The organism is Epibacterium sp. ABZ3_068 (genome assembly GCF_056159265.1).
In genome coordinates this window covers 1,712,840-1,730,845 of the sequence record NZ_JBSWUV010000001.1, presented here as the reverse complement: position 1 = coordinate 1,730,845, position 18,006 = coordinate 1,712,840, and the positions used below count along the sequence as shown (strand labels likewise).

Here is an 18,006-nt window from a genome sequence, read left to right as displayed (position 1 = left end):
CCGGTCAATCAGACAGGAAGACCAACCACAAAGCGCGCGCCAAGAGGTTCAGAAGTCGCGTCAGCTTCGGTCGGACGGATGTTCTCCGCCCAAATAACACCGCCATGTGCTTCGACAATCTGTTTGGAAATTGCCAATCCAAGACCAGAATTATTGCCAAAATGCTCTACCGGGCGCTGCGAATAAAAGCGTTTGAACACTTTGGTCAGCGCCTGTTCGGGAATCCCGGGCCCGGTGTCTTCGACAACGATCAAAACACGGTTGTCCCGGCGGCGTGCCCAGACGCGGATGGCATCGCCATCCTCGCAGAAGGAAATCGCATTGGTGATCAGGTTGACAAAGACCTGTGCCAGTCGCGCTTCCAAGCCTTGGATCATGATCGGTTTGTCAGGCAGGTCAGTGATGTAATCAATGCCCTTGTTCCGCGCATCCTCTCCCAGATACTGGTTCAAATTTCCGAGCATTGTGAGGAGATTGAACTCTTCCTCTTCCTCTTTGACCAGCTCTGCATCAAGACGCGAGGCATTAGAAATATCGCTGACCAAACGGTCCAGGCGGCGAACGTCATGTTCGATGACGTCCATCAGCTTTTCACGCTGCTCATCCCGTTTCACCATGCGCAGGGTGCCCACGGCGGATTGAAGGCTTGCCAGCGGGTTCTTGATCTCATGCGCGACGTCAGCTGCAAACTGTTCGTTGCTGTCGATCCGGGTATAAAGCGCCGTTACCATCCCGCGCAAAGCCCGGCTCAGGCGGCCGATCTCATCCGGGCGCGCTGACAGGTCCGGAATGCGGATCCGTCCGTTTTTTGCCTTGCGCGCATCCCGGTCACGTCCGAGTTCCGCGGCCTCCGCCAAATCCGCCAGGGGGTTTGCAATCGTAGAAGCCAGAACGAGGCTCAACCCGACGGAAACCAAGAGCGCCACGACAAACAGTTGCAGCACTTGTTCACGCCCGGCGCGCACTTGTTTGTCAATCTCGCCCGTGGGAGTCGCCAGCGCAACGGCGCCAAACACTTGATTCCCCTTGTAGATTGGCGCAACGGCCGAAAACACTTTGCCAGCGGGAAGTTCAAGTATCGCCTGAGTGACTTCTCCTCCGCCCAAAGATGTCTGAACCATTTTTGCGATCTGATTTTCTAACGAAAGGCGCTGGACTGGCGTCGAATTCCCGAACACCCCACCGATACTTTCCCACACGCGAGACAATGCGTCGGAAATCAATGTATTTTCAGAAGCTGCATCCCTTTGTACCAGCGCTTTGAGCGGGCTTTTCCCCTGCCCCTGGGTGACCAAACTACCGCTTGCGTCAAAAACCAGCACATCGACGCCTTCGCGAAGGTTGATTTGCGCTAAAGTCTCGGCCGCATCAATACCATCGGACGTCGCCAGATTAACCGAGCCGCTGCCCGGTATCTGCGCTTCAAAAACATCCGCAACCAAAGAGGCTTCGGACACCAAGGTTACTGCACTTTGGTAAACAAGGCTTTTGCGGGACGCGTTCAGATAGAGCACTCCGGCAACAAGCAAGGTGATGGCGATTAAGTTGAACGTAATGATTTTACGGGTCAACGGCGATCCACGCAGCGAGAAGAAGCCCCGCCGCGCGCGTTTCGCCTGCATTTCCTGTTCAACTGACGTCGCCGGAGCGATCCAATCATCGCCCAGAACAACTTCAGCGGATTGCTGTCCGTTGCTCACCCCGGTATCCCGCATGGGTGTATGTCTCCCAAAGTTCCCAATCGTGGGACTTTACTCTTCGTTGTAACGATAACCGATGCCGTAAAGTGTTTCTATCGCTGAGAAGTCAGGATCCACACTGCGCATTTTCTTGCGCAAACGTTTGATGTGGCTGTCGATGGTCCGGTCATCCACATAAACCTGATCATCATAGGCAACGTCCATCAGCTGATCGCGGCTTTTTACAAAACCCGGGCGCTGCGCCAGAGCTTGCAAAAGCAGGAATTCCGTGACTGTCAACGAAACATCCTGCCCCTTCCAAGCAACCGCATGACGTAGCGGGTCCATACGCAGATTTCCGCGTTCCATCACTTTGGTTTCCGGAGTGGTGGCAACGGTTTCGCCGTTCACGGCTTCTTGCCGACGCAGAAGTGCGCGAATGCGTTCGACCAGCAGGCGTTGGGAGAAAGGCTTTTTGACATAGTCATCCGCCCCCATACGCAGGCCGAGCACCTCGTCGATCTCATCATCTTTCGACGTAAGAAAGATGACCGGCATCTGGGTCTTCTGTCGCAAGCGCTGCAACAGATCCATCCCGTCCATACGCGGCATTTTGATGTCCAATACCGCCATATCCGGCAGTTTCTTGTTGAACGCATCCAGCGCGGCTTGGCCGTCGTTGTATGTCTCAACCTCGAAACCTTCGGCTTCCAGCGTCATGGCCACCGAGGTAAGAATATTTCTGTCGTCATCGACCAGTGCAATCTTTGACATTGGGTTCGCCCCTATATCTGCTCATTATATGTATTTTTGTTCCTTCTTCGCTTTTCTGGGCCTACGAATCAATCCCCATTAACGAATCGGGCATTTCTTTGACACACTGTGGTGCACAAACGCCTTACAAACTGTTTCAGTCGAGTGCGCAAAATTTCCTATGTGGATCATTGTTTGCGATAAAGCGCCTATGGTGGCGCTAAATGTTTTACCGATGGCGCTAACGATACGAAACGACGCTATTCTTCTCCAAAACCATCGTGTTAAGACCTCCCGCACGGAACATGCTTCCAAATAATTTCTGCCCCATTGCACGGAGTTTTTATCCGTGCCGTTCGCCGCTACAGGAGACACACAACATGACATACGGTCGGGTTAACCCGCAATTCCGCCTCGAAGATCAGGGCATCGAGGGTCTTGGAAATGTCTATTACAACCTCATGGAACCGGCTCTGATCGAAGAAGCGATCAAGCGCGGCGAAGGCACCCTGGGCAACGGCGGTGCTTTCCTTGTCACCACAGGCAAGTTCACGGGCCGCTCCCCCAAAGACAAGCACGTTGTCAAAACTGACAGCGTTGCAGACAGCATCTGGTGGGAAAACAACGCCGCCATGAGCGCCGAAGGCTTTGACGCTCTGCATGCCGACATGCTGGAGCATATGAAGGGCAAAGATTTCTTTGTTCAGGATCTGGTCGGAGGCGCAGACCCGGCGCATGCCATTAACGTGCGCATGGTGACCGAGCTGGCATGGCACAACCTCTTCATCCGCCACCTGCTGCGTCGTCCCGATCGCGAAGATCTGGATGGCTTCCTGGCGGATTTCACCATCATCAACAGCCCCAGCTTCCAGGCGAACCCGGAAAAGCACAACTGCCGTTCCGAAACAGTGATCGCGCTGAACTTTGACAAGAAGCTGATCCTGATCGGCGGCACCGAATACGCAGGTGAGAATAAGAAATCCGTCTTTACCCTACTGAACTACCTGCTGCCGGAAAAAGGCATCATGCCGATGCATTGCTCTGCCAACCACGCCAAAGGCAATCCGGTTGACACTGCCGTATTCTTTGGCCTGTCAGGCACCGGTAAGACCACCCTGTCTGCGGACCCGGATCGCGTTCTGATCGGTGATGACGAGCATGGCTGGGCGGACAACGGCACCTTCAACTTTGAAGGCGGCTGCTATGCCAAGACCATCAACCTGAACGCCGAAGCCGAGCCGGAAATCTATGCGACCACAACCAAATTTGGCACTGTGATCGAAAACATGGTGTTCGACAGCGAAACCAAAGAGCTGGATTTCAACGACGACAGCCTGACCGCAAACATGCGCTGCGCCTATCCGCTGCACTACATTTCGAACGCATCGGAAACCGCACGTGGCGGCCACCCAAAGAATATCATCATGCTGACCTGTGACGCATTTGGTGTTCTGCCTCCGATCGCACGTCTGACGCCTGCGCAGGCCATGTATCACTTCTTGTCTGGTTTCACCTCCAAAGTGGCCGGAACCGAGCGTGGCGTGACCGAGCCGGAACCGACATTCTCCACCTGCTTTGGCGCGCCCTTCATGCCGCGCCGCCCGGAAGCCTATGGCAACCTGCTGCGTGAAAAGATCGCAGAGCATGGTGCGACCTGCTGGTTGGTGAACACCGGTTGGACCGGCGGCGCCTATGGCACAGGTTCACGTATGCCGATCAAAGCCACCCGTGGCCTGCTGACCGCAGCGCTGGACGGCTCCTTGGCCGAGGCAGAGTTCCGCAAGGATCCGAACTTTGGCTTTGATGTGCCGGTTTCCGTTCCGGGTGTCGCCGAGGTTCTGCTCGATCCGCGCCGCACCTGGGGTGACAAAGACGCCTATGACACGCAGGCTGCAAAACTGGTTCAGATGTTCTCGGACAACTTTGAACAGTACCTGCCCTACATCGACGAAGATGTGAAAGCCTCTGCAATTGGCTAAGTCATAGCAGTTCAAAATAGAACGCACAGCAAAGCCCGCAGTTCGCGCTGCGGGCTTTTTCTATTTTTCGGTAGATCAGTTTTTTCATATAGCTCAGTCGCAGGCCCAATCGCCTTCATAATATGAGCCAAACCCCGCGCAAAAATGTACCCTGACAAAGAAACACGGCCTGAAGCTGCGTTGCACCCTTAGACGTTGGCTATGTCACAGGATTCTTCTCTAACCCCCAAGTTCTCCCGCTGTTGTGGATGCGGCGTTGTTTTGCCCACAATCAAGGGTCCGGTTCATGACTACATGACCTCCAGTCCCGCGTGTTTTCAGGCGTTTACCAGCGTATTGGCCTATGAATATCAGGACTACCGCCTGGCCCAGACCCATCGTCTGACGGTAGATACCTACGCCGTACAACATCCGGGGGATCAAAGCCTGCGGGCACAGATCCAATCCGTCGGGCTACATCTGGCACGGCTCTATGTGCAGATGACCTATGAAACCCCGCCACGCGACACCAATGAAATCATGAAGGGCTTTGCCAATGACAAATCCACATTGGCGAAATTGGACCCACCCAAACAATACTCCATGACCATTGCCGATGTTTTACCGCACGCAGGGGGCGATCTGCATTCCGCCAAGGTGCGCGACTGGGCCGCTGCCACATGGCAGGATTGGCGTCATCAGCACGAGTATATAAAGGATTGGGCCGAACGCCGCCTGCCCCGCTAGCCCTGTTGTTTCAGACCCGACCTGCAATCATGCCCTGCACCCGCACCGCATAGCGGTCGGTCATGCCTGACACAAAATCGCCAAGCGCATGGGCAGCGGTGTAGTCATCCTGAACGCCTCGCAGATCCAGATCCACCGCGCGGATCAGTTTTTGCCAATAGCCATGGGTGCTCAGAAAACGCTCCTGATCCCAGCCGCAGGCCCGCAGATCCACAAACAGCTCATGGAAATGATCCAGCACGGAATGCAGCACCTGACGGCCCAATACTTCCAACTCGGTCTTGCGGCGCGCCACAAAGATGCGGGCGTTTGACAGGTCTTTGAGCTGTTTGAAAGCGTCAGCTTTGGAGGATGCCTCCATCAGACCGTCGTTGAACTCTCCTAACATGATGGCGTCATAGTTCTCGAGGAAGGCATCAACCGCCGCCTTAATAGATGACCCGATTGCCATGGCCCGCAGCATACCGACACGATCCTTGACGCTCAGCTCGGCAGAGCGGAGATCGTTAGGTTTGCCTGTGATCTGCTCCAGAAGATCCATAACCGTGTCACGGTCCAGATCCCCCACCGTGGCCGCGTCTTCGATATCCAGGATACGGTAACAGATGTCGTCTGATGCCTCGACCAGGAAGGCCAGCGGATGACGGCGCCACCACCGGGTTGCCCCTTCACCTTCCTGTGGCAGCCCCAGCGCTTCGGCGGCTTCTGCAAACAGCCCCTGTTCCCCGTGAAACACGCCAAATTTCTTGAGCCCGACGTAATCCTCTTTGCAGATGGCTTTGACCTCTGCCGTGCAAGGGTATTTGGCAAAGGCCCCAAGCGTTGCATAACTCAGCCGCATTCCCCCGTCTCGCTGCGCATGTTCCAGCCGGGACACAATGCGGAAACCCTGCGCATTTCCTTCAAACGCCTCAAACTCTGCCCGCAGCGATGTGGAGATGCCGCCGGCAAGCCCGGTGTCAAAGCGGAACTGTTTGGAAAACCAGTCGCCAATACTTTCTTCGCCGGAATGGCCAAAGGGCGGATTACCGATGTCATGAACCAAACATGCCGCCTGCACGACACCGGCCATTTGATACTGCTGCCCCTCGCGCAGCCGCCCCAGTTCGACGAGCCGTTGCCCCACTTCCATGCCAAGCGAACGCCCGACACTGGAAGTCTCCATGGAGTGGATCATCCGATGATGCACATGGTCATTATCGTACAGCGGGTGCACCTGCGTTTTCTGCGCCAGACGACGGAAGGGTTCAGAAAACAGGATACGGTCGTAATCCTGCTGATAAAACGGCCGCTCTGGCTGGTGTTCATAATCCGGCCGACATAAACATCCCGCGCTCAGAAGGCGGTCCCATTCCATTGCCATTGCTCTCTCCTTAGAAACCCATTAGCGCACGGCGGATCAGATTGGCAGAAGCAATCAACAAGACCCAAAGCGTTGCCTTTTTGAACGCTGCCTGATCAATCCGGTCCTGCAACTTCCCACCGATCCACATGCCGATAACCGCCGGCACAATCATTGCAAGGGAAAACGGCGCCGTTTCCAACCGAACCACGCCGGATCCGATATGGGCAAAAAGCAAGGCAATTGCGCCAAGCCCATAGATCACCCCCTGCACCCGCATCTGTTCCGTCTTTTCCGTGCCTAGCGCTGTCAGATACGCCACAGTCGGCGGTCCCCAGACCCCTGATACACCTCCGATCAACCCGGCAAAGGCTGCAACCCCGGCCTCAACCCGACGGTTGGCGCTGCGCAGGATGATGTTACGCCCCGCAATCTGCATCAGCGCAAAAACCATCACCGGTACGCCAATGATCAACAACAACATCTGTTGCGGCAGCACACGCACCATCTGCGCGCTGATCAGCAGAAAGAACAAGCCGACCAAAAGAAACATACGGAACCGCTTTATCGACTGAAAGGCCGCCGCGCGCCCCTGTCGCATTGCCTGCATACCATTGGTGATCAGCGTTGGGAAAATCAGCCCCGCCAGGGCCAGGTCCGGCGAAATAAACGAGCTGAGACCCGAGATCAGAATCATGGGCAAGGCAAAGCCCACCATGCCTTTGACCGTTCCAGCGACCAAAGCCACAGCGAAGGCCACAACCCAGTGTCCCGGTGACATGAAAGAGAAAAACATATCCATAGCTGCCTCTGTACCACATCCGTGCCATGCTGCACCGGCAAAACCGTCGGGTAATTTTCCAACCAAAACGTCGCATATTGTGAATTTTTGTTGCGCTGCAGGTGCGAAGTAATCTACCAAAGGGGCCAGCCGAGAAAGGATATGATTCATGCCCCATGATGGACAGGACATTGCCATGACCCCGACCATTCTGCCGGATCTGCTTACACTGACCGGAGCAACGATTGCGCCGCTGGACGCCCTGTTGGAGACAGCAACCGCGGCAGTCAAAGAGCAAGTGACCGCAGAGGGCCGTGTTTCAGGTCAACTGGTTGAAGAGCATCAATACGCTGCACACGGCCTGTCTTGGCTGGCCACCTATGTGTATGCGCTGCGTCAAATGCAACGCTGGGCCGAAACGCTGCAGGGTGACGGCAAGATTGGTGAAATGGAGCAACTGCTGCATCAGATTGCCTTTGGCGAATATCTGGCGCAGATCTCGGGTGGCATCCAGATGAACCAGGGTGAAATCATTCGCCTCCAGGATCTGGGACTGGCAAGCGATCCCGCGGCGGCGTTCTTGACAGGGGAAGTCCAGACGCTGATTCAATCCGGAAACTCCCCGGCCGCCCGTGGCCGTCTGGTTGAGTTGATCCGGGAACAGGGTCAGGCCGCCATTATGTTCGGGGCCTCCGGCCTTGAAGAAGAGCTGGAGATGATCCGCGAACAGTTCCGCCGTTACGCGCAGGAAAAGGTAGAACCCTTCGCCCACGAATGGCACCTGAAAGACGAGCTGATCCCGCTGGAGATCATCGAAGAGCTTGGGGAAATGGGTGTTTTTGGCCTGACCATCCCTGAGGAATACGGCGGTCTTGGCCTTACCAAAGCCTCCATGTGTGTTGTCTCCGAAGAATTGTCGCGTGGCTATATCGGCGTGGGTTCTTTGGGCACCCGGTCCGAGATTGCCGCAGAGCTGATCCTTGCCGGCGGCACCGACGCACAGAAAGAAAGCTGGCTACCGCGTCTGGCTTCAGCTGAAATTCTGCCAACTGCGGTCTTTACCGAACCGAATACCGGCTCTGACCTCGGCTCATTGCGCGCCCGTGCGGTCAAAAACGCCGATGGCGATTATGAGATTACCGGTAACAAGACCTGGATCACCCATGCGGCGCGAACCCATGTGATGACCCTGCTGGCCCGGACCAACCCCGAGACCGACAACCACAAAGGTCTGTCGATGTTCCTGGCGGAAAAAACACCCGGTACGGACGAAGACCCCTTCCCCACTCCCGGTATGACCGGTGGTGAGATCGAGGTGCTTGGCTATCGCGGTATGAAGGAGTACGAGCTGGGCTTTGACGGCTTCCACGTCAAAGGGGAAAACCTGCTGGGCGGCGAAGAGGGCAAAGGCTTCAAACAGCTGATGGAAACCTTTGAAAGCGCCCGCATCCAGACTGCGGCCCGCGCCATTGGCGTGGCGCAATCGGCGCTGGATATTGCTCTGCAATACGCTGAAGACCGCAAACAATTCGGCAAAAGCTTGATTAACTTCCCGCGTGTCTCCTCAAAAATTGCGATGATGGCAGTCGAGATCATGGTGGCTCGCCAGCTCACTTATTTCTCTGCCTGGGAGAAAGACCACGGACGTCGCTGCGACCTTGAAGCCGGGATGGCAAAACTTCTGGGCGCGCGCGTTGCCTGGGCTGCGGCTGACAACGGGCTGCAAATCCACGGCGGCAACGGCTTTGCGCTGGAGTACAAGATCTCTCGTGTGCTTTGCGACGCACGGATCCTGAATATCTTTGAAGGAGCTGCTGAAATTCAGGCGCAGGTGATTGCACGCCGCCTGCTGGCCTAAAGGCCAACTTATCCCAAACTACGCCCGGCCCGCTTTTGCAGTGCCGGGCATTTTTTTGCCGTGCTACAAGATCTGTGCCCATCTCACCCCGCAATGGTGGTACATGAAGCTCATGACTCGCGCGATTGCACTGATCCTACTGCCGTTTTTGGCGCTCGCGGCTTGTGCGGAAAGCCCTGCACAAGAGCCGGACGCGCGCATTCTTGTGATGGGTGATTCCCTCATGACCTGGCACGCTGTTTCGGACCGCGCGATTCCGGACGTGATAGAACGCACGTTGGGAGAGCCGGTCATCAACCGCGCAACGACCGCCGCTCGCATGATCTATAACTTGCCCATTTCTGGCGCGGCGGGCCTGAATATTCCAAAGCAATTTCGGAAAGGGCCCTGGGAGTGGATCGTGGTCAACGGTGGTGGCAATGACCTGTGGCTCGGCTGTGGCTGCCATCGCTGCACTCGGAAACTGAACCGACTTGTTAGTGAAGACAGCACAGAAGGTGCCATCCCGGACTTGCTGCGCCAGCTCCGCGAAACAGGCGCGCAGGTGATCTTTATGGGCTATCTGCGTACACCGGGACGCGATTCACCTATTGATGCCTGCAAAGAAGAAGGAGACAAGATGGAAGCCCGCATCGCTCATTTTGCCGAGGAAAATGAGGGGGTGTTTTTTGTCTCTCTCGCCGATCTTGTTCCCGAGGGGGATCTGAGCTTCCATGCCATGGATCGGGTTCACCCCTCAATCAAGGGAAGCCGCGCCATTGGTCTGCGCCTGTCCGAAACCATCCAAGCCAATCGGTGATTTCATGATAGAGAACATATTCGCGCTCTGGACCTGCCTGATTCCGTTGATGGCCTGCGCCAATGATGAAAGCGTTGCGGCGTATGGCGGAACGGATCACCCATGGCAATTGGTCGAAACAGGTGGGGCGACAAACCACGATCAGTTCACGCTGCATTTTTTTGATGATGGCACCGTGACGGGAGAGGCCCCCTGCAACCGGTTCAATGCCCGGAATACAGCGCCTTATCCGTGGTTTTCCCTGTCTCAGATCGCGATCACCCGCCGAGCTTGTGACGCATTACCCCGTGAACAGGAGCTACTGGACATGCTGCAAAACATGACCCAGTCCGAAGTCTCGGGCGACGTCCTGATCCTTCGGTCCGATGATGGGCTGGAAATGGTCTTTAGTCCACGCGGGTAAGTGTTTCCAAGAACCGTGCCCTGGCATCTGGAACCGGGCGGTTGCCAAGGCTGGGCGCAAGGTGCTGTTCTAGGAAATGCCCTGTTGTTTGCAGAGCCTGTGCAATTTCCGTCGGGTTTCCATCGCCGACTCCACGCAACACAGGGGGCAGTGGCAATAACCGATCCGCCCACTCTCCTGCCCCAAGACGGGACACCGCGCGGCCCGTTTTGGGTGAAACAAAAACAAGATCCTGCGTCACCCCCGTTACTGCGCAGACGGTAAGATCCAGACCAAAGCCCATCTCCTCCAATAGCTGCATTTCCCATTTTACATAGGCTAGCGGCCAGACTTCGGGGTGCTCTAACAAGTCCAGCAGAAACTCTGTATTTTGAAACAGGTCAATATGGGCTTCGCGGTCCGGTAGACAAAAGGACAAGAGCGCGCAGACTACGTTCAGCCCCGACAGCGCCAGCCTATCCGAAATCGCCATATAGGTCCGCGATCTGAGGGGTTCGACCGCAAAGCTGCCAAGACTGTCCGCAAGGCGTGCCCGCCATGTCAGATCCAGCTGTGCCCCAGGCTGCAAGACCGGGCCCAGCTTTCGCCCCGCTCCCCCCCGCACCAAACCGGCGTGACGGCCATGGTCACGGGTGAACACATCAATTATGACAGCGCTTTCCCCATGGCGGCGCGTGCTGAGCAATATGCCTTGGTCACGCCATTCCATCGGCTACTCCAGCCCCGGCTCATCCAGAAGGTGGCGTCCGTGACGATCTTCGACCTCAATCACCCAAAGGTCCGGATCAAACGCTTGCTGGCGGCGGATGCTGGCGTCCACCTCCGCCTCTGGGCCACTGGCCAGTTGATCCCAGGTGCGCGCGCCGCTCATCAGATCATAGGTCCGATGAAACGCCACCGCCTGACCATCCAGAGTGTTGAGCTTGACCAAAACCGCGCCTGCCGTGTCATCGCCATGCGCCGTGACAAAGGCCGGAATGTCCTGAAACCGCAGGCGCGCCAGATAGGCCTGGACCCAGAATTCAGCAGTGAGACGGGCCATGCGGCGTCCTTGATGGTGGTTTGCAATAAAGGCCCCGAATGGTTGAACCTGCGGGAGCCTCCGGCGGAAGTATTTGGGAAAAGATGAAAAGCCGCGCGATTTTCGTCAATTCCCGTCTTTGAAATCGAGGCCCATTTCTGAGTAGCGCTCGGATTCCTCAAGCCAGTTCGGGCGCACCTTGACCTGCAGGAACAGGTGGATCTTGCGGCCCATGAACTCTTCCAGCTCGGCGCGGGCAGCCTGACCGATGGCTTTGACAGTCTCGCCGCGTTTACCCAATACGATACCTTTGTGCCCGTCACGCACAACATAGATCACCTGATCCACCTTGGCGGACCCGTCTTTGCGTTCTTCCCAGTTTTCGGTCTCAACCGTGATCTGGTAGGGCAATTCCTGATGCAGACGCAGGGTCAGTTTCTCCCGCGTCATTTCAGCGGCGATCATGCGCATCGGCAGATCGGCAATCTGGTCTTCGGGATAGAGCCAAGGCCCCTCGGGCAGCTGGTCGGACAACCATTTACGCAGCGATTCTACGCCGTGGCCCCGCTCGGCCGAGATCATGAAGGTTTCGGCAAATTGATAGCGATCGTTCAGATCCTTGGTCAGCGCCAACAGATCCTGTGCTTCGACCTTGTCGATCTTGTTGATTGCCAGGGCAACAGTGCGACCTTGGCCGATTTCCTCAAGCCCTTCAAGGATACGTTCCACACCCTCTGTCAAACCACGGTGGGCTTCGACCATAAGGACCACTACATCTGCGTCCGCGGCCCCACCCCAGGCCGCCGCAACCATGGCCCGGTCCAGGCGGCGGCGCGGTTTGAACAGCCCTGGTGTGTCAACAAAGACCAGCTGCGCATCACCTTCGATGGCAACGCCACGGATCCGCGCGCGGGTGGTCTGGACCTTATGGGTCACAATAGAAACCTTCGCCCCCACCATCAGGTTGGTGAGTGTGGATTTCCCGGCATTTGGTTCGCCAATCAGGGCAACAAAGCCCGCGCGTGTGGTCATGATGGTGTTGATCCTGTGTGAAACGATGCAGCCATACAAGAGTTTGCAATGCGGGGCCAGAGGGCAATTGTAGAGGCCCTGACCGCCCTGCGACCCATTGTACTATAGTCTGCGACCTTTGTCTGAGACACAAGAGACATGGGATGCGCGCGCCCAAATGTCCACGCAAACTGGACCAAGAAGGACCAAAGCATGATGAATCGTCGCAAGTTTCTGGCTGGGGGGCTGGCCACTGTGGGCAGTGTTGGCGCGATCTCACGGTTTGGGACCGGATTAGCTGTCGCAGCGCCTGCCGCAGAGAATCTTGTTATCCAGCCTGCTTCCTACATGTTTCGAGGTGCTGCGACACAAGGGATGGTCAGTCTCAGCCCTGATGCGCCGCCGCCCGTCTTGCGCGGCAAACGTGGTCAACCGATGCGTTTGGCTGTTCGCAATGCGACCCCGGATTACACGGCCATGCATTGGCATGGGCTTCGTATCGACAATGCGATGGATGGGGTGCCCTATCTGACACAGATGCCCATCGGCGAAAGCGAGACCTACAACTATGAGTTCACACCGCCGGATGCCGGCACCTATTGGTATCACCCGCATTGCATGACAATGGCGCAGATGTCGCATGGGTTGACCGGTGTGATGGTCATTGAAGAAGATGACCCCCCCGGCTTTGACAGCGAAGAAGTCATAAACCTACGTGATTTTCGCCTGAAAGAGGACGGGCAGTTCCTGCCATATTACACCGCGCGGGGGGCTGCGCGAGGGGGGACACATGGCAATGTGTTGACCGCAAACTGGCAGCAGGGTCCGGTCTATGATCATGGCGCCGGGACGTTGGTTCGCCTGCGCGTAGCCAATACAGACACCACGCGGATCTACCGGTTACATCTGGGAGCGGCAGCGGCCCGGATCATAGCATGGGACGGCCACCCGGTCCGCCAGGACCTGCCGATGCCCAGCAAAGAAACACCCGTTCTGGTCGGACCGGGTCAACGTGTCGATTTTGCGGTGCAGATGCCTGCGAGCGAAGGCCAGACCGTTGAGCTGATCGCCGAGCTTCCGGGACGGCGGACACAGATCATGGCGTCGTTGCGCAGCATCGGCTCCAGCGTCGGCCGGGGGCTTGCAGAATTGGCTCCTCTTGACGGCAATCTACTTGCCGTGCCGGATTTGGAAAAAGCCCAACTGCATGAGTTTGTCTTTGGCTGGACACCCGAAGGCGGAGCCCCCAACGACGGATTTTGCGGATCTCTTGGCTATAGCTTCTGGTCCATCAACCGTACACCTTGGCCGGGGGATGCGGCCAAAGGCACCGGACCACTGGCAACACTGGACCGCGGCAAAAGCTATGTGCTGCGTCTGCGGAACGAGAGCCCCAATTTGCATCCGATCCATCTGCACGGGCTGGCCTTTATTCCGCTCCGTTCGAACCTGCGCACGCTGCCCCCGCTTTGGACCGATACTGCGCTGCTGTTAAAGGACGAAACCCTCGACATTGCGCTTGTGGCCGACAATCCGGGGGACTGGGCGTTTCACTGCCATGTCATCGAACACCAGAAAACAGGGCTTGCCGGTTATATCCGTGTAACGTGATCTTTTGGGGGCAGACTAATCTGCCACCGCTTCGACTTCGGTCAACAAAAGGCCGGCAGCAGCCTGTTCGGCCTGACGTTTGGATCCCGCCTTTGCCTGAGCCGTCCGGCCATCATCCAGATGCACCGCAATCACAAAGACCGGGGCATGATCAGGGCCGCTGCGCGACACCTCGGTATAGCTGGGCGGTTTCTGGCCTCGGGCCTGCGCCCATTCCTGCAAGGCCGTTTTGGGATCGCGTGCATCTTCTTCGACGGTGAAGACGCGTTTGCCCCACAGGCGCAGGATCAAGTCTTGGGCCGCCTCAAAACCAGCGTCTTTGTAAACGGCCGCGATGACGGCCTCCATCGCGTCCCCCAAAAGCGCCTGCTTCCGGCGTCCACCCGACATCATTTCCGACCGCCCCAGTTTAAGCACTGCACCGAGGTCAATCTCGCGTGCGACTTCGGCACAGGTCTCCTTGCGCACCAAAGCGTTGAACCGCGGAGCAAGCTGGCCTTCGGTGGCTTGCTTGTCGGCTTCCAGTAGCGCTGTGGACATGACCAACCCCAGCACCCGGTCTCCCAGGAATTCAAGCCGCTGGTTGTCCTGCCGGGTTGGCGACGACATGGAGGCATGCGTCACCGCCCGCATCAGCAGGTCCGGGCGGTTGAATTTATGCCCGATGCGTTCTTCAAACGCACGCAGTTCCTTGGACAGCCTCACTTGACCGCCTTGAAGAAACGGTCACTGCGCCAAGTCCAGAAGAACAGCATCGACTTACCCGCAGATGAGAACATGATGCGGTCTGCACGCCCAATCAGGTTCTCATAAGGGACAAATCCTGCACCGCCAGCGGATTGTGTCAAACGGCTGTCCGTAGAGTTATCGCGGTTGTCTCCCATAAAGAAGAAATGACCCTCGGGGACTTGATAAACTCCGGTGTGGTCGGTCGGCTGGTTGCCGATGTTCAGGATCGCATGAGGTTCACCGCCCGGAAAGGTTTCCAGCTGGCGGGATTTGGTGCAGGTCCCGCCACGGCCCACCGGCGCGTTCTCGCAGCGCGGAGCAGAGCGTTGAGGACCTTGTGCATCATAAATCTCGGAGAAAACGCCGTCGTCTTCCAGCTTCACCGCTTCGCCATTGATATGCAGCACACCGTCTTTAACCTGAATGGTGTCACCCGGCAGACCGACAAGGCGCTTAATAAAATCAGCGCCGTGCACAGGGTGACGGAAAACAACCACATCCCCACGCTGCGGCTCTCCACCCATGATTCGGGTGTTGTCCCCGTCGATAAACCCACAGATGTCCTTGGCGTCGATATTGACACCAAACCGCGCCAGACGGATCGACGGGCAAGAGGCATAGGAATACCCATAGGCCATCTTGTTCACGAACAGAAAATCGCCGATCAGAAGCGTCTGCTTCATCGACCCAGACGGAATCCAGAACGGTTGGAAAAAGAGCGTGCGGAACACACCCGCGATCAAAAGAGCATAAACAATGGTCTTGATCGTCTCGATGATTGGATTCTGGGTCTTTGCTTTGGCGGCCATAAGGCTCTCCAAGTTCTAAATAGAAAGTCCGTGGCTTCATGCGCAGCCCGCCGCCCCGAGTCAAGCGCTGCGAGCAAAATCAGTCAGGGTTTAATGGTCGCGCCTCAATCACAACAAAGGCCTGCGCCCAGGGATGGTCATCGGTCAAGGTCACATGAATGGTCGCTTGGTGGCCCTGTGGTGTCATCTTGTCCAACCTGTCTTTGGCCCATCCCGTTACATGCATGACGGGTTGGCCGGTGTCGAGGTTGGAAACCGCCATGTCTTTCCAGGAGATCCCCATTCGCAAACCTGTTCCCAAGGCCTTGGAACAGGCTTCCTTGGCTGCCCAGCGTTTGGCATAGGTTCCCGCAACATCATATCGACGCTCGGCTTTTCTCTGCTCAACCTCGGAAAAGACCCGGTTTTTGAACCTGTCCCCAAACCGGTCCAAAGTGCCCTGGATCCGCTCGATATTGGCCAGATCTGTTCCGATGCCAAGGATCATGTCACCTCTTCTTTGCTGCCGAAGAGGCGTTTTTGTATCCTATACCCAAACAGATCCGATTGGTCACCAACCACAAGACCCCATAAAGCGCCAGAAAGCCCAGGAACCACAGGATCGGCTGCGTCTGCAATTGTCCGCGCATCACACTGGTAAAGACAACAAGACCCAGAATAATATTAAACCCCAGCGCAATGCCGGTCATCCGTGCGCATTCAATCCAGGCCGCTTTGCCTTTGGGAGCGGGCGCGCCTTCGATGGCCTGTTTATTGCCTTCATACATGGCTGCGCACATGGCAGGCAGCAAAGGAATGAACGATGTCGCCAGATCCAGGCCGGCATATCGGCGCAGCGCCGCAATCAGAACTGCGAATACAATCAGCGTCACAACATAGACCGCAGCATAGCGGCGCAGATTGACGGTCATGCGCGGGCCTCATCCATCAGACGGCGCATCTCCTGGATCGCCGGTGCAAGACCGGCAAAAATGGCCTCTCCAATCAGGAAATGCCCGATGTTCAATTCGCGTACCTCGGGAAAGGCCGCGATCGGCTTTACGGTGTCATAGGTCAGACCGTGGCCCGCGTGGACCTCCAGTCCCAGCGAATGGGCAAAAGCAGACATTTCGCGCAGAGCATCCAGCTCTCGGTCACGGGTCACAAAGTCCCCTTCGGCGTGCGCTTCGCAATAGGCACCTGTGTGCAATTCAATGACCTCAGCCCCGATCCGATGCGCCGCTTCGATTTGCTTCTGATCCGCCGCAATAAAGATGGAGACCCGGCACCCTGCATCCCGCAAAGGCGCTATATAATGGGCCAGCTTATTCTCTTCACGCGCAACCTCCAAACCGCCTTCAGTTGTGCGCTCTTCCCGCTTTTCGGGGACGATGCACACCGCATGCGGTTTATGTCGGAGCGCAATTGCCTGCATTTCTTCCGTTGCAGCCATCTCAAAATTCAATGGGATATGCAGCTGCCCCATCAAGGCTTCAATATCGCCATCCATAATGTGACGGCGATCTTCACGTAGGTGCGCGGTAATACCATCTGCGCCTGCCTCTTGCGCCAGAAGAGCCGCACGCACGGGATCTGGCACTGAGCCGCCGCGCGCGTTGCGCACAGTTGCCACGTGGTCGATATTTACACCCAGACGCAGGAGATTTTCCGCCATGACATCAGTCCTTTGGTGACACATTTTGCGCGGAGATTAGCGTTCGTGTGTGCAAGAGCAAGTAGGCGCACGCAAATCGGTACAATATGCCTTGGCCAAACCCGCCGCTCTCGGATCAGTTTGCCTTACGCAAGGGTTTGGCTTTTGCCACGTCCCGTTTCGGTTCAACGCGCGCTTTTACAACATCGTCCAGGTCTGCATCGCGGACATCGGCTGCGCGTTTGATGGCATCAAACTTGGCTTTGATCTTGGAGCGGCGACGCTGCTGATAGGCTTTAATCACCGGAAAGCTGAGCATATAGGCAATCGTACCGGCTATGATACCGGGCAGCAGCCCCCCGATCAGATAGGGATAGAACACCTCATCATAAAACCGGATCAGCCCCGTCCAATCTGCGTGGTTGTCAGTGAACAGCGCAATCAAGTTGTTCTTGAGATCCCCTCCGGCGCCGATGAATTTGGAGACAAGAGACTCGTCCACATCCTCGACAAAGTCATTCCCCAAAATCCAATGGCCCGTTTGCAACGCAATCACGCCGATCGGGACATAGGATAACGGGTTTCCAAAGAACGTACCGCTGAGCGCTGCCAGAAGATTGCCGTTGATGGTCCGCGCAACAATAGCCGCCACGACAAAATGCATCCCGTAAAAAGGGGTAAAGGTGGTAAACACGCCAGCCCCCACACCACGCGCAATGCGCTCGGGCGAGTCAGGCAGCCTGCGAATGCGATGTTTTACATATTGGAAGGCGCGCCCCCAACCGGTACGCGGCCAGAGAAAGTCGGCGATGATCCGAAAAAGCGGCCGCCTGTCCCGGCGCTTGAATACCAACGCGTGTTCCTTCCCAATT

The 18,006-nt window shown here is 56.6% G+C and carries 19 protein-coding genes; 6 read left to right on the top strand and 13 right to left on the bottom strand.

Translation table 11 applies throughout. The features are described 5' to 3' along the window. Positions 1–8 precede the first annotated feature (8 nt). Entirely contained in the window at positions 9–1,715 is a 1,707-nt protein-coding gene (locus tag ACXAEW_RS08185) for a sensor N-terminal transmembrane domain-containing protein (RefSeq protein ID WP_474940858.1), read from the bottom strand. A gap of 36 nt (positions 1,716–1,751) precedes the next feature. Next, positions 1,752–2,453, bottom strand: coding sequence for a response regulator (locus ACXAEW_RS08180; RefSeq protein WP_474940857.1), 702 nt, complete (start codon positions 2,451–2,453; stop codon positions 1,752–1,754). Positions 2,454–2,812: 359 nt separating this feature from the next. On the opposite strand from ACXAEW_RS08180, the gene ACXAEW_RS08175 reads away from it, so the two are divergent. Together ACXAEW_RS08175 and ACXAEW_RS08170 are read left to right on the top strand one after the other, a co-directional pair. Further along, positions 2,813–4,411: a phosphoenolpyruvate carboxykinase gene (locus ACXAEW_RS08175; protein WP_474940856.1), complete on the top strand. Its 1,599-nt coding sequence runs from the start codon at positions 2,813–2,815 to the stop codon at positions 4,409–4,411. Between the two features lie 201 nt (positions 4,412–4,612). After that, positions 4,613–5,137, top strand: a complete 525-nt coding sequence (locus ACXAEW_RS08170; protein ID WP_474940855.1) for a DUF5946 family protein — start codon at positions 4,613–4,615, stop codon at positions 5,135–5,137. A gap of 10 nt (positions 5,138–5,147) precedes the next feature. On the opposite strand, the gene dgt is transcribed toward ACXAEW_RS08170, so the two are convergent. Together dgt and ACXAEW_RS08160 are read right to left on the bottom strand one after the other, a co-directional pair. Then, positions 5,148–6,494, bottom strand: coding sequence for a dGTP triphosphohydrolase (gene dgt / locus ACXAEW_RS08165; protein ID WP_474943010.1), 1,347 nt, complete (start codon positions 6,492–6,494; stop codon positions 5,148–5,150). 16 nt (positions 6,495–6,510) lie between these two features. After that, complete coding sequence (locus tag ACXAEW_RS08160; RefSeq protein ID WP_474940854.1) at positions 6,511–7,281, bottom strand: sulfite exporter TauE/SafE family protein; 771 nt, start codon at positions 7,279–7,281, stop codon at positions 6,511–6,513. A gap of 148 nt (positions 7,282–7,429) precedes the next feature. Here ACXAEW_RS08160 and ACXAEW_RS08155 point away from each other — a divergent pair, with 148 nt between their 5' ends. The 3 genes from ACXAEW_RS08155 to ACXAEW_RS08145 all read left to right on the top strand — a co-directional run bounded on the left by ACXAEW_RS08155 (position 7,430) and on the right by ACXAEW_RS08145 (position 10,320). After that, the gene (locus ACXAEW_RS08155; protein ID WP_474940853.1) at positions 7,430–9,118 is read left to right on the top strand and encodes an acyl-CoA dehydrogenase family protein; all 1,689 of its coding nucleotides are present in this window, start codon (positions 7,430–7,432) and stop codon (positions 9,116–9,118) included. A 103-nt stretch (positions 9,119–9,221) separates the two neighbouring features. After that, on the top strand, positions 9,222–9,917 hold the full coding sequence (locus tag ACXAEW_RS08150; protein WP_474940852.1) for an SGNH/GDSL hydrolase family protein: 696 nt from the start codon (positions 9,222–9,224) through the stop codon (positions 9,915–9,917). Positions 9,918–9,921: 4 nt separating this feature from the next. Then, positions 9,922–10,320, top strand: coding sequence for an META domain-containing protein (locus ACXAEW_RS08145; protein WP_474940851.1), 399 nt, complete (start codon positions 9,922–9,924; stop codon positions 10,318–10,320). Here the strand turns inward: ACXAEW_RS08145 and recO are convergent. The 3 genes from recO to era all read right to left on the bottom strand — a co-directional run bounded on the left by recO (position 10,304) and on the right by era (position 12,373). Then, positions 10,304–11,029 carry a DNA repair protein RecO gene (gene recO / locus ACXAEW_RS08140; RefSeq protein WP_474940850.1) on the bottom strand — a complete coding sequence of 242 codons (726 nt, stop codon included), beginning with the start codon at positions 11,027–11,029 and terminating at the stop codon, positions 10,304–10,306. The genes ACXAEW_RS08145 and recO overlap by 17 nt on opposite strands. Before the next feature lie 3 nt (positions 11,030–11,032). Beyond that, positions 11,033–11,362: a DUF1491 family protein gene (locus ACXAEW_RS08135; RefSeq protein WP_474940849.1), complete on the bottom strand. Its 330-nt coding sequence runs from the start codon at positions 11,360–11,362 to the stop codon at positions 11,033–11,035. 105 nt (positions 11,363–11,467) lie between these two features. Next, positions 11,468–12,373, bottom strand: coding sequence for a GTPase Era (era, locus tag ACXAEW_RS08130; protein WP_474940848.1), 906 nt, complete (start codon positions 12,371–12,373; stop codon positions 11,468–11,470). A 192-nt stretch (positions 12,374–12,565) separates the two neighbouring features. On the opposite strand from era, the gene ACXAEW_RS08125 reads away from it, so the two are divergent. Then, entirely contained in the window at positions 12,566–13,963 is a 1,398-nt protein-coding gene (locus ACXAEW_RS08125; protein ID WP_474940847.1) for a multicopper oxidase family protein, read from the top strand. 15 nt (positions 13,964–13,978) lie between these two features. On the opposite strand, the gene rnc is transcribed toward ACXAEW_RS08125, so the two are convergent. From rnc to ACXAEW_RS08095, 6 genes are all read right to left on the bottom strand, one after another. Continuing rightward, the gene (rnc, locus tag ACXAEW_RS08120) at positions 13,979–14,668 is read right to left on the bottom strand and encodes a ribonuclease III (protein ID WP_474940846.1); all 690 of its coding nucleotides are present in this window, start codon (positions 14,666–14,668) and stop codon (positions 13,979–13,981) included. Next, positions 14,665–15,501, bottom strand: a complete 837-nt coding sequence (gene lepB / locus ACXAEW_RS08115; RefSeq protein WP_474940845.1) for a signal peptidase I — start codon at positions 15,499–15,501, stop codon at positions 14,665–14,667. The genes rnc and lepB overlap by 4 nt, the downstream gene beginning before the upstream one ends. A 79-nt stretch (positions 15,502–15,580) precedes the next feature. Beyond that, positions 15,581–15,988, bottom strand: coding sequence for a holo-ACP synthase (acpS, locus tag ACXAEW_RS08110; RefSeq protein WP_474940844.1), 408 nt, complete (start codon positions 15,986–15,988; stop codon positions 15,581–15,583). Between the two features lies 1 nt (position 15,989). Next, a complete protein-coding gene (locus ACXAEW_RS08105) occupies positions 15,990–16,412 on the bottom strand; it encodes an ABZJ_00895 family protein (RefSeq protein WP_474940843.1) in 423 nt (140 codons plus the stop codon). Then, positions 16,409–17,155 (bottom strand): pyridoxine 5'-phosphate synthase, encoded by a 747-nt coding sequence (locus ACXAEW_RS08100; RefSeq protein WP_474940842.1) that lies wholly within the window; start codon positions 17,153–17,155, stop codon positions 16,409–16,411. Before ACXAEW_RS08100 ends, ACXAEW_RS08105 begins: the two co-directional genes overlap by 4 nt. A gap of 115 nt (positions 17,156–17,270) precedes the next feature. Then, positions 17,271–17,987 carry a DUF2062 domain-containing protein gene (locus ACXAEW_RS08095; RefSeq protein ID WP_474940841.1) on the bottom strand — a complete coding sequence of 239 codons (717 nt, stop codon included), beginning with the start codon at positions 17,985–17,987 and terminating at the stop codon, positions 17,271–17,273. Positions 17,988–18,006 lie beyond the last annotated feature (19 nt).